The sequence below is a fragment of the Desulfoscipio geothermicus DSM 3669 genome (assembly GCF_900115975.1).
GTDB lineage: Bacteria > Bacillota > Desulfotomaculia > Desulfotomaculales > Desulfallaceae > Desulfoscipio > Desulfoscipio geothermicus.
Map to the genome: position 1 here is coordinate 1 of NZ_FOYM01000049.1, position 13,515 is coordinate 13,515.

The following is a 13,515-nucleotide window of genomic DNA, read 5'->3' on the forward strand; positions in this document are numbered from 1 at the left end:
GGCCGTAAAGGAAACGGTAGAAAAAATAAACATTATTGCCTCAAGTACTGAAAACGTTGCCAAGGCCGTTCAAGAACTTGGTGAGCAATCCAACAAAATTGGAGAAATTATAAACACCATTACCAACATAGCGGACCAGACCAACCTTCTGGCTCTGAACGCCGCCATCGAGGCCGCCCGGGCCGGGGAACACGGCCGGGGGTTTGCAGTGGTGGCGGAGGAAGTGCGTAAACTTGCTGAACAGTCAGCCGGCGCGGCCAATGAAATTACCGGTCTGATCAAGGAAATTCAGGATGGCGTCGGGGAAGCCATAAATGCAATGGAATATGGCAGCAGGGAAGTAAGTGAAGGAGTGCAGGTGGCCGGTAACGCCGGCGCTTCCTTGCAGCAGATCATTAAAGCGGTGGAAAAGAACACGGCAATGATGCAGGATATCGCGACCGGTGTCAAGCAGGCCAACGAGGGTACACAGCAGCTTACCGCTGCCAGCGAACAGATTGCTTCCACCGTGCAGCAGGTATCCGGTTCCGCGCAAGAACTGGCCAACATTGCTGAAGAACTGCAAAACACCGTGATTAAGTTTAAGGTTGATGAGTCAGAGACCGGCTTCCATACCGATAATGTTTCTGAAAGTTGATAATGAGAAAACCGCACCATGGTGCCGCTGCGATTTGGTATTTTTTTTTGGGGCCGGGGTAAACTGGGACAAGAACACGCGAACCGTTACAGTGGATTGAAAAGTTGGTTTACCGGTCATATTTATTGGCTAGCTTGCCATGTCTTTTTAAAGCCGGGAGTTTAATCTCACTGGCTTAATTTATTTATCCTTCCAATAACCACAGCAGAGGAAATCCAATTTATTTCTCGAAATATAGAAATAATTATCGAAATCGGAGGTATACATTATGGATCAACAGTTTGACTTAGCCCAAGAGAAACAAAATAATTTGCAATTGTTGTTGAAACTCGCACCTTATGCACACCAAGTAATGGGAGAGGAAAACGTATTTACTCTTACCGATAAAGAAAAATATATTTACGTTGTTCAAGGGACGGAGCTCAAGCTGCCCATAAAACAAGGTGACGCCATAAAACCAGGGAGCATTGCCGATAACTGTATAAAGGCGGGTGAACGAGTAGTTAAAAGAATTCCCAAAGATGTACTGGGAACCCCTTATATTGGTCGGGGCATACCTGTGTTTGATGACGATGGAAGCTTAATCGGCACTATTGCCACCGGCCAAACAATAGATATTCAGGAAAAAGTTAGCAATATGGCAGTCGAATTAAATACTTATCTTGAAAATATTTCCAGCACCAGCATTAATTTAATGAGCGCTTCCGAAGAGCTGGCAGCTACAGCCCAAACATTGTCTGACAACACGACGGGCATTGAAAAAGATATTAAAGAAACGGATTTAGTGATTGCTTTAATCAAAGAAGTTTCCGATCAAACCCACCTATTGGGCTTAAACGCTGCCATTGAGGCAGCCCGGGCAGGTGACCAAGGGCGAGGGTTTAATGTTGTAGCCGGCGAAATACGCAAACTTGCAGCCCGCACCAACAATTCAGTTAAAGAGATTGGTGAAAAATTGAAGCATATTCAGGAAATTGTACTGGGCTTTGCTACGCAGGTACATGAGGTTTCAGTAGTTTCACAACAGCAAGCTGCGAACACCCAGGAATTAACAGCTACAATGGACAGGATCAGGGCTATGTCCGAAGAATTGGCACAAATTGCCGACGAGTTGATTAAGTAGTATACCAGAGATATTTAAATACATTGAGAGAGGATTGTACAATTACATAAAGATCAAGATTAAAAGCAAAATAAAACCGGTTGAGGATAGATAAACAAGACATCCATCCTCGGTTTATTTATAGCAGGGTAAAACCTGCCACTAAAGTAAGTTTCTCAAAGTACTCCGTATTTAATTTTTAGTCGCTCCGCTATTTGCCGGACTGCTGCGAAGGCGTTTTCCACCGTGGTGCTGTCGTCGGTGTTGACCAGGCAGCAGCGGGCCGGGGCCAGCCAGGCGCGGTCCAAAATGGTTTTCAGGGGGATCCCTTTGCTTGCTAGGTATATCCAGTATTCTTTCAGCCTGCCGGTCAGGGCGTCAATGCTTCGCCCGCTCAGCCAGGTAACCGCTGATATTCAAAAGGAATTGGATAAAATAAGCCTGCCCGACGGTTACCATATTTATTTGGTGGGGGAGCGCTTAGATTTAATATCATCAAAAAGCGACCTGCAGCGGGCCCTGCTGGTGGCCGTGCTGGGCGTTTACCTGGTGTTGATGGGCCAGTTTCGTTCCTTCTTGCAATCGCTGACCATCATGTCCGCCATTCCCTTGGTGCTGGCAGGTGTGGCGCTGGCCCTGATTCTGGCCGGAAAACCGGTTTCCATGCCGGTGCTGCTGGGGTTGATTCTGCTGGCCTGCACCGTGGTAAACAACTCCATCTTGCTGGTAGATCACGTCAACGCGGCAGGGGCAGGGGTGCCGACCGGCGGGCCTTTTTGCTGGAGGCGGTGGCTGCCCGCTACAGGCCCATCATCATGACCGCGCTATCCGACGTGGCCGGAATGTTGCCCCTGGCTCTGGAACTGTCGCTGGGAGCGGAGCGTTTTTCGCCGCTGGCCACTGTCGTTATCGGCGGTATTTTTTTGGCTACGCTGCTGACCATGGTGGTTGTCCCGGTGGTTTATACGCTTTAAAATGACATGTTACTTTTCTTCATCCGAATTAAAAGCTAAGAGCGGGTCAACGTCTTTATCCAGGGCAGCATCAATATTCTCCAGGCCTGGGCCGGCTTTAGTATCGACTTTGGGTATCACGGCATCAGTATCATACATTGGAATGTAGCCGGCCCCAATTTCGTCTTTTTTGACCCGTACTTTTGGGTAACTAAATTTCTTTTTTTCGTTTTTGGCTTGTACCAAAAGCGTACACCTCCTGTTATTAGGAGTGCCAAAAATTTTAGTTATTTACACCCGGGAAGTGTTGGGAAGAGGTGGTGGGTGGAGATGGATGTTGCGGGCAAGAGTGCCGGGCTTTGGCGGTATCCGTTGGCCCCAAAAAGCTAAATGCTTAAATCAATGGTCGATACTATGGGGCTTTTATTTCAGGCAGCCACCAATGGTATTCTTGTATACGTTCCAGAAAATTGCGTTTGGTTTGGCCGATATATTGTAATGATTCTGGTCACTTTTGAATACAGCACAGGCAGGTAATCCTTATTCTTCCGGCGAAATAAAAATCGTCGGGGGGATTGGAAAAATGTTAACTATTATCAATAGTTTGGCCCTAAACGGCCTTGATGGTTATATTGTACGCGTGGAAGTGGATGTTTCTAATGGGTTACCCGGGTTTGATATAGTTGGCTTGCCGGACGCCGCCGTACGGGAGGCCAAGGACCGGGTGCGCGCCGCCCTGAAAAACGCCGGTTTTGAATTTCCCGCCCGGCGCATCACGGTTAACCTGGCCCCGGCGGATCTGAAAAAGGAAGGGCCGGTTTATGACCTGGCCATATCCCTGGGTATCCTGGCTTCCACGGAACAAATCGACCCCGTGATACTGCAGGGGTATATTTTTTTGGGCGAGCTATCCCTGGACGGTTCCATCCGGGGGATCAACGGGGTGCTGCCCCGGGTGACCATGCTGCCTGCCGGGGACTGTCACCGGGTGGTTGTTCCGGCGGAAAATGCAGACGAAGCCGCGCTGGTCGAAGGAGTCGAGGTTTTCTCCGCAGGGCGCCTGGGGGAATTGGTGCGCCATCTGCAGGGTGAGGAGGCCATGTCACCCCATGTTGTGGATGCCGGCAAATTCTGGGGAAAAACCGGCATGGTGCCGGACATGGCCGAGGTGCGGGGGCAGCTGGCCGTCAAGCGCGGCCTGGAAGTGGCCGCGGCGGGCGGTCATAACGCCCTGATGCTGGGCTCGCCCGGGTCGGGCAAGACCATGCTGGCCCGCCGCCTGCCCGGTATTTTGCCCGACCTGACGCCGGCCGAGGCACTGGAAATAACCAAGTTGTACAGCCTGGCGGGTTTGCTGCCCGCCGACCAACCGCTGGTTACCGAGCGTCCATTTCGGGCACCGCACCACAATATATCCACTTCCGCCCTGGTGGGTGGCGGCAAGTATCCCCGGCCGGGGGAAATCAGCCTGTCCCACCTGGGCGTACTGTTCATGGATGAAATAGCCGAATTTAAGCGGGACGCCCTGGAAGCACTGCGGCAGCCCCTGGAGGACGGCGTGATCACCATTTCCCGGGTGCATTCATCCACCACTTTCCCCGCCCGCATCATGCTCATTGCTTCCATGAACCCTTGTCCGTGCGGTTTTTTGGGCGATCCGGAACGGGAATGCTCTTGTTCTCCTTTGCAGGTGCAGCGCTACCTGCACCGCCTCTCTGGGCCGCTGCTGGACCGGTTTGACATACAAATAGACGTGCCGCGCCTTACTTTTCATGATTTGGAGAAAAGCCCTCCGGGTGAAGCTTCGGAAACTATCCGCCGGAGGGTACAGCGGGCCAGGGAAATACAGGCTGCCCGGTTTGGCAAGGCCATGTGCAACGCCGATATGTCCCCTGACCAAATCAGGCAATACTGCCGGTTGGACAAAGAGGCCATGCAACTGCTGCGTTCGGCCTTTGACCGGTTGAGCCTGAGCGCCCGGGCCCACAATAAAATAATAAAAGTGGCCCGCACCCTGGCGGACCTGGCGGAAAGCGAAGCAATCCGGGTGGAACACGTGGCGGAAGCCATTCAATACCGGGGTATGGAGAGGAAGTATTGGGGTTAGCCGCCTGTTACTTTGTGTAACAGCGGGCCAGCCTGGCCAGCGACCGGTCGTATGTCTTTTCTACTTCAGGCGGGAACAAGCAACCCGGCGCTTCGCCGTTTTTGCGGTGGTAGGCGATGCATTCACAACATAGATGCATTGGTAATAGAAGGTGCTCTTGATAAAAGCAAAAAATGGAAAAGTATAAATTATATACTTTATGAATACCTGAGAAGAGCTTGGCAAAAAGTTTTGATGGACATCATCAAAAATAGATTTGGGAAATCCTCAGACAAAAAAGCTAATAAATGACTTATATCGTTGATACCCAAAAGGATTTTACGTGCATGCAAAAAACAGTATGAGAGACGCTAAGGGGGCAGCTAGATATATTGGTAGATATTTAGCTCTCCAGCTATTGCTGAATATAGAATATATCTCCTCGGCGAAAAAGCAAGATATCTCTATGTTTACGGCCATTTATGCTGTAATGATAGGGAAGCCATTGTTTATTAAGTAATACTCTGCCTTAACCATATTGGGTTTCAGTTGCGGTAAACAAGTCAACGGATTAGTCTGACCTTTTTAGGGGTTCTGAATAATTACAAAATAAAAAAAATTGTTCCGATGAATGTTAAGGGAACATTCCTTGAAGATGCGTGTCCCCTTTCTGCTGATGGCCTGGTGTATTCTCCTAAAGTATAAAAAAAGCGGATTTAGCTTTTTTGAGGAGATAAAACTGTCCAATGTGCGGCAAGCAGGACAGTAATGTCCGGTAATCCGGATAGCACCGGATACACGTTCGAGCTTAAAACATCCAAAAGTTCCTAACTGCTAAACCGCGATTAAGCACGTTTGTTACAGCAAACCTTTAACAAACGTGTTTTTTGTTGTTCAGCAGACTTGGTATAGTTTTTGCAATAAAGTACGGAACAAGAAAAAGATTATTAATAAAAAAGGAGGATATTCATGACTAAAGTAATCGATTATTGGCACCAACCGTTTACCCCGGAACTCATGAAGAAAGCGTATATTGACGATCCTGAACAGGGTCAGGTAGCAAAATGGTGGGGCCTAGACATTAAGGGCAGGACTCCGGAAGAATTCATTGCGGATATGGACAAATATGGGATAGATAAAGTGCTTATCCCCACGGGTAAAATTAAGTCCTATATGAGACAAGTTATGCAGTGGGACTTCAAAACCGAAGAAATCTACAACATCATCAAAGACTATCCCACAAGATTATACGGACTCCATGGCATCAACCACGAAGAGAGAATGGATGGAGTACGGGAGTTAGAAAGGGCTGTAAAAGAATTCGGCTTTGTCGGCGCCCACCTGCACACCTATGGTTTTGGCATACCAGTTAACGATAAGAGGTACTTCCCATTTTACGCCAAATGCGTAGAACTCGATGTCCCCGTGGTAATGCAAATCGGCCACTCTGCGGAAGCAATGCCCAGTGCAATGGGACGCCCCATACTGCTGGATGATATAGCCCTCTTTTTCCCGGAATTGAAGATAGTAGCAGCGCATACCGGCTGGCCGTGGTGTGAAGAACTAATCGCCATGTCCTGGAAGCACCCGAATATTTACATCGGCACCACAGCCCATGGCCCTAAATATTGGGACAAAAACCTGGTAAGCTATCTTAATACCAGACGGGGCATTGGCAAAGTAATGTTTGGTACAGACTTTCCCGTCCTTAACTGGCCAACCTGCTTAAAACAAATCGACGACCTGGGATTGCGCCCGGAAGCAAAAGAACAATTATTATACGGAACGGCCAGCAAAGTCTTTAAGCTTTCAGATTAATTATTGTTTTTAGATTTAGGAGGACTCATATATGAGTGCATTTCAGTTATTAACTATTGACATAAAAGACCACATTGCCTGCGTTACTATGCATAGAGCCCCGGTTAATGCCTTAAATAACGAATTGGCCAAAGAACTGACCGCGGCATTCTTGGCCTTAAAAAATGACCCGGAAGTAAGAGTGGTTGTAATCACCAGTGCGCAAAAAGTCTTTGTAGCCGGCGCCGATATCGCCATGATGAAAGGAATTACAGAAATCAAGGACCTGGGCGAGATGCTCGACTTTGACCGGCGGCTTCAGTTTGCCAATTCCATTTTAGAAGACATGCCCAAGCCCACGATTGCCGTAATAAACGGTCACGCCATGGGCGGTGGTACAGAGCTGGCCCTTGCTTGCGACTTTCGATTTATAGCCGAAACAGCTACCATGGGCTTGCCGGAAATAAAACTTGGTCTACTGCCAGGTGCCGGAGGTATTCAAAAGATTGTTCGGCTGGTTGGCAGATCGAAAGCACTCCGTTTAATGCTGCAGGGTAACGCCCTTTCCGCCCGGGAAGCTTTAGATCTGGGTTTAGTCGAAGAAGTGTGCACCGCGGAAAATTTGCTGGATACAGCCATGGAGTTAGCCCGGGATTTGGCCCGGCAGGCGCCGGTAGCAGTAGCAGAAATCAAAAAATGTGTTAACGCCGCTCAGGAAAGGGACAGAGACGCCAGTTTATTATGTGACGTGCAAGGGTTAGGCACGCTGTTTATTACACAAGACGCAGGTGAAGGCCTCAAGGCCTTTCTTGAGAAACGCACGCCAAGTTTCAAAGGCTTATAGGCAAAGGAGGAAAAACAAATGCGATTAGATAATACCAATGCCATTGTTACCGGAGCAGGTCAGGGTATTGGCAAGGCCATTGCTTTAATGCTTGCTTCCTATGGCGCTGACCTGAGTATAGCAGACAAAAACGCTGAAACCCTGCAAGTAACCCGTGCAGAGATCGAACAGCTTGGTCGCAAATGCGTGGCCGTTCCAACAGATGTTACCGATTTTGAATCCGTAACGGCCATGGTTAAACAATCCCGGGAGACCTTGGGCCGGATCGATGTATTAGTAAATACTGTGGGCTGGGATATTATCGAGCCTTTCTGGAAGAACTCACTGGAATATTGGGATAAAATAATAGACATTAACTACAAATCAGTGGTATATTGCTCGCGTGCAGTTCTTGACGACATGATGGAAAACAAAGCCGGCAAGATTATCAACATCGCCAGTGACGCCGGCAGGGGCGGTAGTAGTGGAGAAACAGTGTACGCCGGTGCCAAAGGTGGGGTGATCGCCTTTACCAAGTCACTGGCCCGTGAAGTAGCCAAGTTTAACATCAAGGTCAACTGTGTTTGCCCGGGCCCCACGGATACTCCACTGTACAGAGGACAACCACAAAAAATCAGGGAGGCTTTAGAAAGGGCCATTCCGCTAAAACGGGTTGCTTCACCTGATGATATCGCCGGGGCAGCGCTGTTCTTTGCCTCCGGTTTAGCAGATTACATTACAGGCCAGGTTATAAGTGTTAGTGGCGGATTGACGATGCATGGCTAAGGACTGAAGGTGGGGGTGTAGTTGTTGGATAGTCATTTCGCTGAGATACCATCTCGATAAAGAGGTGTAACCGCTTACATAATTTGACGGCATAAAAACCACCGAAATTGAGCTGTATCAGCTTTGCAAACAAAAAGTATGAGGTTGGGCTGTCGTTTGTCGGGTGCAAAGTAAATGTCGTCTACGGCCCTACCGACATCATCGAGCTGACCATTGAATATGATGGACACGCACCCTGGACCGGATCATCGACGATCACATACTGAAGCTGGTTATTCAGGGAGAATTGTCATAATTCTCCCTTTTTCCGGGGCGGCTGTGGTCATTAATTCCGACAGTTCCTGGATAACACTGTCTATTCCAGGACATTATGGGGTAGCAGTAACAGTTAATTGTTTTCTAATTATTTACAGCAACTGCATAACTCATGACATTTATGGTCACTTTTGAATACAGCACAGGCAGGTAATCCTTATTCTTTCGGCGAAGTAAAAGTCGTCGGGGCGGGAAATTCAAAACTGGCGTTTTTCAGGGCGGTGCGAACCCGGTCCTTGGCCTCCCGTACGGCAGCGTCCGGCAAGCCAACTATATCAAACCCGGGCAACCCATTAGAAACATCCACTTCCCGGCGCATCACGGTTAACCTGGCCCCGGCGGACCTGAAAAAGGAAGGACCGGTTTACGATCTGGCCATATCCCTGGGTATCCTGGCTTCCACTGAACAAATCGACCCCTTGATACTGCAGGGGTATATTTTTTGGGGCGAGTTATCCCTGGACGGTTCCATCCGGGGGATCAACGGCGTGCTGCCCCGGGTGACCATGCTGCCTGCCGGGGACTTGCACCGGGTGGTTGTACCGGAAGCAATCCGGGTGGAACACGTGGCGGAAGCCATTCAATACCGGGGTATGGAGAGGAAGTATTGGGGTTAGCCGCCTGTTACTTTGTGTAACAGCGGGCCAGCCTGGCCAGCGACCGGTCGTATGTCTTTTCTACTTCAGGCGGGAACAAGCAACCCGGCGCTTCGCCGTTTTTGCGGTGGTAGGCGATGCATTCGCAACATACGCCTTTTTTTGGGCACGGTTCATAAGTGCAGGTGCAACCAGCAATGTTTTTATCTTTTTTACAATCCATCTATAAACCTCCCGGAAAAGTGTAATCATCTTTCTAATTCTATTGCTGTATCGTAATCCCTGTTACATTACAAAAACTTTTTTACGCCGGAAGATGCGTTTAAAACAAGTAAATAACCCTATTAGAATAGCTAGACTCATGAGTGCTGTTCTCCTTTAACAAAAGTTATGGATTAAATATAATACTCAGTTGCGGTGGGAAATGTCACTAAATATTCTTGGAGTGATATTAAACATGATCTTTGGCTTTGGCATCAATAAAAAGACCGTCAAGGAATTGCGCAAAAACCAGGGATTGACCGCCCGAGAAGTGGCGCAACTTTTGAGGGTTGATACAATAGAGATTTTAAAAATTGATAACTTGAAACTAAAAGATGTACCGAAACCATTACAAACAAAAATCACGCCGATTTTAAAAGGGGAATATATGGATAAAATTCCCTGGTAGCCGGGCTGGATGATATTTTTTAAGATAGGCTATCCGGCAGATAATATAAACTGAATACAATGCCATACAGGAGGGTGAACTTTGGCCAAAAAAGTATTAATTGTCGGGGGCGTGGCCGGCGGGGCGGGCGTTGCCGCCCGGCTCAGAAGAATGGATGAGGACGCGCAAATAATCATGTTTGAGCGGGGCGAATACATTTCCTTTGCCAACTGCGGCCTGCCTTATTATATTAGCGGCGTGATCAATGAACGGGACAAACTGCTGGTGCAGACCAAAGAGGCGATGGCGGAAAGATTTAATGTGGATATCAGGGTGAACAGCGAAGTCACCCGGATATTACGGGATTCCAAGGAAGTGGAGGTTGCTTCGGGAGATAAAACTTACCGGGAAAGCTATGATTACCTGGTCCTATCCCCCGGGGCGGCACCGGTTATTCCACCCATACCGGGCGTTGACAGGGAAGGCATTTATACATTAAGAAATATGGCTGACGTGGATAGGATCAAAGACGTGGTTATAGAGAAAAAACCGGAAAAAGTTGTAGTGATCGGCGGTGGTTATGTAGGCGTAGAAATGGTGGAAAACTTGAAACACCTGGGAGCGGATGTCACCCTGGTGGAGGCCGCAAAACAGGTCATGGGGCCGCTGGATATAGAACTGGCACGAATAGTGGAAAAAACTTTAATGAACAAGGGAGTCAAGCTCATCCTCAAGGATGCGGTGGCCGAATTTACCGGGCAGGACAACATTCAGGTTGTTTTAAACAGCGGCCATAGGGTGGAAGCAAATATGGTTTTGCTGGCCGTAGGCGTTAAACCCGAGACAAAGCTGGCCCGGGAGGCCGGGTTGGCCATCGGTGAAAAGGGCGGCATCCGGGTTGACGAATATTTACGGACCTCGGACCCCTTTATATATGCCGTTGGAGACGCCATAGAAGTTAAGGATATAGTTAATGAACGCTTTGCCCTGATTCCCCTGGCCGGGCCGGCCAACAAGCAGGCCCGGGTGGCGGCGGACAATATTGCCGGGAGAAAGGTCAAGTACCAGGGGACCCAGGGCACTGCAATAGTAAAAATTTTTGATCTTACGGCCGCCGCCACGGGGAATAATGAAAAAATGCTGCAAGCCATGGGCATTCCTTATCTTAAATCGTATACCCATTCCCCATCCCACGCCGCCTATTACCCGGGGGCCGTACCAATGGTCGTCAAGCTGCTTTTTGCGCCGGAAGACGGCAAATTGCTGGGGGCGCAAATTGTAGGTAAAGACGGGGTTGACAAGCGCATAGACGTGCTGGCTACGGCCATAAGACTTGGCTTGACTGTTTACGACCTGGAAGAATTGGAACTTGCCTACGCTCCGCCGTACTCTTCGGCCAAAGACCCGGTTAACATGGCGGGTTTTACAGCGGCCAATATTTTGCGGGGCGATATGCAAATAGTCCACTGGGAGGAACTGGATAATTTGCCACGGGACCGGTACGTGCTGCTTGACGTGAGGACGGACGAAGAATACGCCAAGGGGCACGTTGAAGACTCGGTGCACATACCGGTTGACAGCCTGAGAAAGAGGATAAATGAACTGCCCCGGGACAAGAAAATTATCATTTACTGTAAAATTGGTTTAAGGGGCTACATTGCGTACCGCATCCTGGTCCAGAAAGGTTTTGATGCTTATAACATCAGCGGCGGCTATGATATATACCAGGCTATGCAATATAAATATGGCGAAAGCGTTAATATGAATGAGCAAATGACCGGGAAAGAAGAGCCGACCGGTTGCTGCCGATAATTTATTTGGTATTTTTAGTCAAAGGCATTATCGCTGCAGCAGAGAATATTTTTATTAAGGGACATATTTTAGAGAAAAAAATGAGTAAATGTCTACAAAACAAATTTTGCCCTTGCGGGGGAGGGGAATACCATGGCGGAGTTGGTTTACTTAAACGGTTGGATTGGTTCGTTTGAGGATGCTTATATATCTGTGAATGACCGCGGTTATAATTTTGGTGATGGGGTTTACGAGGTGGTAATGGCCTACGACGGCGTGATGTTTGCCCTGGATGACCATTTAAAGCGCCTGGCAGCCAGCGCGGCGGCGGTGGAGATGGATTTACCCTGGGATTTGCAGCAGTTGAAGTCGATAGCCGAAGATGTCCTGGTCAAAAGCAGTATAAAGAGAGCAATGATTTACATACAAGTTACCCGGGGCACCGCTCCCAGAAATCATTTTTTTGAACCGGATATCAGGCCCAATTTGCTGGTGACTGTTCGATACGCGCCGGAAACTGACCCCGCCATGTACCGCGAAGGGGTTAAGGTGATTACGCACCCTGATTTCCGGTGGCAAATGTGCCACGTAAAAACTATTTCCCTACAGGCCAATATAATGGCCAAAAACAGGGCCCGCCGGGCCGGGGTGGCGGAAGTTGTTTTTGTGCTGCCGGATGGCACGGTAACGGAATGCGGGTCGAGCAATATATTTATTTATCAGGACGGGGTTTTAAAGACTCACCCGGCAAACAACAAAATTCTGGCGGGTGTTACCCGGCAGTATGTGCTCCAGGTGGCCGGATCCTTAGGACTGGATATTAAAGAGGAGCCTTTTAATGTATCGGAACTGTTTAAAGCTAATGAAGTGTTCTATACCAATACGGTAATAGAGGTTATGCCCGTTGTAAACGTGGATGGGCATGTGATTGGCAACGGCAAACCGGGGCCCGTCACCACCCAACTGCATCAGGGTTTTATCACGCTCAGGGAGTCTTTGAAATAAGTAATTACTTGTTTTATAAGTTGAAAACATTTCAACTACATAGGATGAAACAAAATTTATGCTTGGTAATGAGTAAAAGGAGTGAAAGTGGTCTTGGTCAGAATCAGGGATTTAGCCGGAGGAGCTTTCTGGCAGTTGCTGGGCATTGAAACTATGGAGAATGATGATGGGGAAGTAGTTCTAACAGTAACTGTGACAGAAAAATTGCTGCAGTTTTATGGCAAAGTGCATGGCGGGGTGATTGCCACCCTGGTTGACGTCGCTGCCGCAGTGGCTTTAAACCAACAACTGGGCGCTGACCGGGGGGCTTCTACCGTTGAAATGAAAGTGAATTACCTGCGGCCGGTGGAAAAGGGTACGTTATATGCCAAAGGTGAGGCAATCAATTTGGGACGGACCCTGGCAGTCGGAAATGCCAGTGTATGGGACGATCAAAATCGAAAAATCGCTTACGGTATTGCAACATATTACGTGTATGATATGAAAAAATAACATAAATTAAACGTATTTATCTAAATTCTAATCAATCACTTGTTTTTACCACAAACTACATATTGTACAGTGTCAAAAAAAGTGATATATTAATAAGCGTCGCTGCTGCGTCGGCGACGAAAAAAGGCAATAATGGCGGTAGTGGCGCGGCGAACAGCTCCCCGTTCCCACCAGAAATTGCCGGTTGACGAAAAGTCAGCAAAAGTGATACAATGAAGATCCTGGCGCGAGGGCGCCACCTGAAAAGTTCCTTGAAAACTGAACAGTGTTTGAGATGCGAGCGACTCGTCAAAAGCGAGTAATTCTAGGAAACAGCAAACAAGAGTAAAGATTAAACTCTTAGTATAAAGTATATATGGAGAGTTTGATCCTGGCTCAGGACGAACGCTGGCGGCGTGCTTAACACATGCAAGTCGAACGGTTCTCGAGGTTCGAGGTTCGAGGTTCGAAGTTCGAACCTGGGTCAAACCTAACGGGACAATG

Annotated in this window: 16 protein-coding genes, 1 rRNA gene and 1 pseudogene; 14 read left to right on the forward strand and 4 right to left on the reverse strand. The window is 48.4% G+C overall.

Features of this window, described 5'->3' with window-relative positions; all coding sequences use genetic code 11:
* From BM299_RS17930 to BM299_RS20275, 4 genes are all read left to right on the forward strand, one after another.
* A partial coding sequence (locus BM299_RS17930) for a methyl-accepting chemotaxis protein (protein ID WP_245779853.1) occupies window positions 1–637 on the forward strand: 637 nt, incomplete at its 5' end.
* Window positions 638–905: 268 nt separating this feature from the next.
* Entirely contained in the window at window positions 906–1,760 is an 855-nt protein-coding gene (locus tag BM299_RS20265) for a methyl-accepting chemotaxis protein (protein ID WP_092487709.1), read from the forward strand.
* A gap of 225 nt (window positions 1,761–1,985) precedes the next feature.
* Complete coding sequence (locus BM299_RS20270; RefSeq protein WP_281246393.1) at window positions 1,986–2,558, forward strand: efflux RND transporter permease subunit; 573 nt, start codon at window positions 1,986–1,988, stop codon at window positions 2,556–2,558.
* Window positions 2,516–2,713 carry an efflux RND transporter permease subunit gene (locus BM299_RS20275; RefSeq protein ID WP_281246394.1) on the forward strand — a complete coding sequence of 66 codons (198 nt, stop codon included), beginning with the start codon at window positions 2,516–2,518 and terminating at the stop codon, window positions 2,711–2,713. The genes BM299_RS20270 and BM299_RS20275 overlap by 43 nt, the downstream gene beginning before the upstream one ends.
* Before the next feature lie 9 nt (window positions 2,714–2,722).
* On the opposite strand, the gene BM299_RS17945 is transcribed toward BM299_RS20275, so the two are convergent.
* Window positions 2,723–2,938, reverse strand: coding sequence for a hypothetical protein (locus BM299_RS17945; RefSeq protein ID WP_092487712.1), 216 nt, complete (start codon window positions 2,936–2,938; stop codon window positions 2,723–2,725).
* 337 nt (window positions 2,939–3,275) lie between these two features.
* Here BM299_RS17945 and BM299_RS17950 point away from each other — a divergent pair, with 337 nt between their 5' ends.
* Window positions 3,276–4,799, forward strand: a complete 1,524-nt coding sequence (locus BM299_RS17950; protein ID WP_092487715.1) for a YifB family Mg chelatase-like AAA ATPase — start codon at window positions 3,276–3,278, stop codon at window positions 4,797–4,799.
* A gap of 7 nt (window positions 4,800–4,806) precedes the next feature.
* Here BM299_RS17950 and BM299_RS20280 read toward each other — a convergent pair whose 3' ends face one another.
* Window positions 4,807–4,938: a hypothetical protein gene (locus tag BM299_RS20280; RefSeq protein ID WP_281246395.1), complete on the reverse strand. Its 132-nt coding sequence runs from the start codon at window positions 4,936–4,938 to the stop codon at window positions 4,807–4,809.
* Between the two features lie 809 nt (window positions 4,939–5,747).
* Here BM299_RS20280 and BM299_RS17960 point away from each other — a divergent pair.
* From BM299_RS17960 to BM299_RS17970, 3 genes are read left to right on the forward strand one after another with little or no spacing between them, the layout of a single operon-like run.
* Window positions 5,748–6,596, forward strand: a complete 849-nt coding sequence (locus BM299_RS17960) for an amidohydrolase family protein (RefSeq protein ID WP_092487718.1) — start codon at window positions 5,748–5,750, stop codon at window positions 6,594–6,596.
* A 31-nt stretch (window positions 6,597–6,627) separates the two neighbouring features.
* A complete protein-coding gene (locus BM299_RS17965) occupies window positions 6,628–7,419 on the forward strand; it encodes an enoyl-CoA hydratase/isomerase family protein (protein WP_092487721.1) in 792 nt (263 codons plus the stop codon).
* 18 nt (window positions 7,420–7,437) lie between these two features.
* Entirely contained in the window at window positions 7,438–8,184 is a 747-nt protein-coding gene (locus BM299_RS17970) for an SDR family NAD(P)-dependent oxidoreductase (RefSeq protein ID WP_092487724.1), read from the forward strand.
* A gap of 505 nt (window positions 8,185–8,689) precedes the next feature.
* Here the strand turns inward: BM299_RS17970 and BM299_RS20285 are convergent.
* Window positions 8,690–8,818 (reverse strand): annotated as a pseudogene (locus tag BM299_RS20285) (magnesium chelatase domain-containing protein); the annotation flags it as partial.
* Between the two features lie 25 nt (window positions 8,819–8,843).
* On the opposite strand from BM299_RS20285, the gene BM299_RS17980 reads away from it, so the two are divergent.
* Window positions 8,844–9,116: a magnesium chelatase domain-containing protein gene (locus BM299_RS17980; protein ID WP_245779855.1), complete on the forward strand. Its 273-nt coding sequence runs from the start codon at window positions 8,844–8,846 to the stop codon at window positions 9,114–9,116.
* 7 nt (window positions 9,117–9,123) lie between these two features.
* Here the strand turns inward: BM299_RS17980 and BM299_RS17985 are convergent, their stop codons facing one another.
* Window positions 9,124–9,318: a DUF6485 family protein gene (locus tag BM299_RS17985; protein WP_092487730.1), complete on the reverse strand. Its 195-nt coding sequence runs from the start codon at window positions 9,316–9,318 to the stop codon at window positions 9,124–9,126.
* Between the two features lie 234 nt (window positions 9,319–9,552).
* On the opposite strand from BM299_RS17985, the gene BM299_RS17990 reads away from it, so the two are divergent.
* The 5 genes from BM299_RS17990 to BM299_RS18010 all read left to right on the forward strand — a co-directional run.
* Entirely contained in the window at window positions 9,553–9,765 is a 213-nt protein-coding gene (locus BM299_RS17990) for a transcriptional regulator (RefSeq protein ID WP_092487733.1), read from the forward strand.
* An 81-nt stretch (window positions 9,766–9,846) separates the two neighbouring features.
* Complete coding sequence (locus tag BM299_RS17995) at window positions 9,847–11,556, forward strand: FAD-dependent oxidoreductase (protein ID WP_092487736.1); 1,710 nt, start codon at window positions 9,847–9,849, stop codon at window positions 11,554–11,556.
* Between the two features lie 132 nt (window positions 11,557–11,688).
* Window positions 11,689–12,540: a D-amino-acid transaminase gene (gene dat / locus BM299_RS18000; RefSeq protein ID WP_092487738.1), complete on the forward strand. Its 852-nt coding sequence runs from the start codon at window positions 11,689–11,691 to the stop codon at window positions 12,538–12,540.
* Between the two features lie 81 nt (window positions 12,541–12,621).
* Window positions 12,622–13,032 carry a PaaI family thioesterase gene (locus BM299_RS18005; RefSeq protein ID WP_245779854.1) on the forward strand — a complete coding sequence of 137 codons (411 nt, stop codon included), beginning with the start codon at window positions 12,622–12,624 and terminating at the stop codon, window positions 13,030–13,032.
* Window positions 13,033–13,384: 352 nt separating this feature from the next.
* Window positions 13,385–13,515: ribosomal RNA gene (locus tag BM299_RS18010) — 16S ribosomal RNA — on the forward strand; the annotation flags it as partial.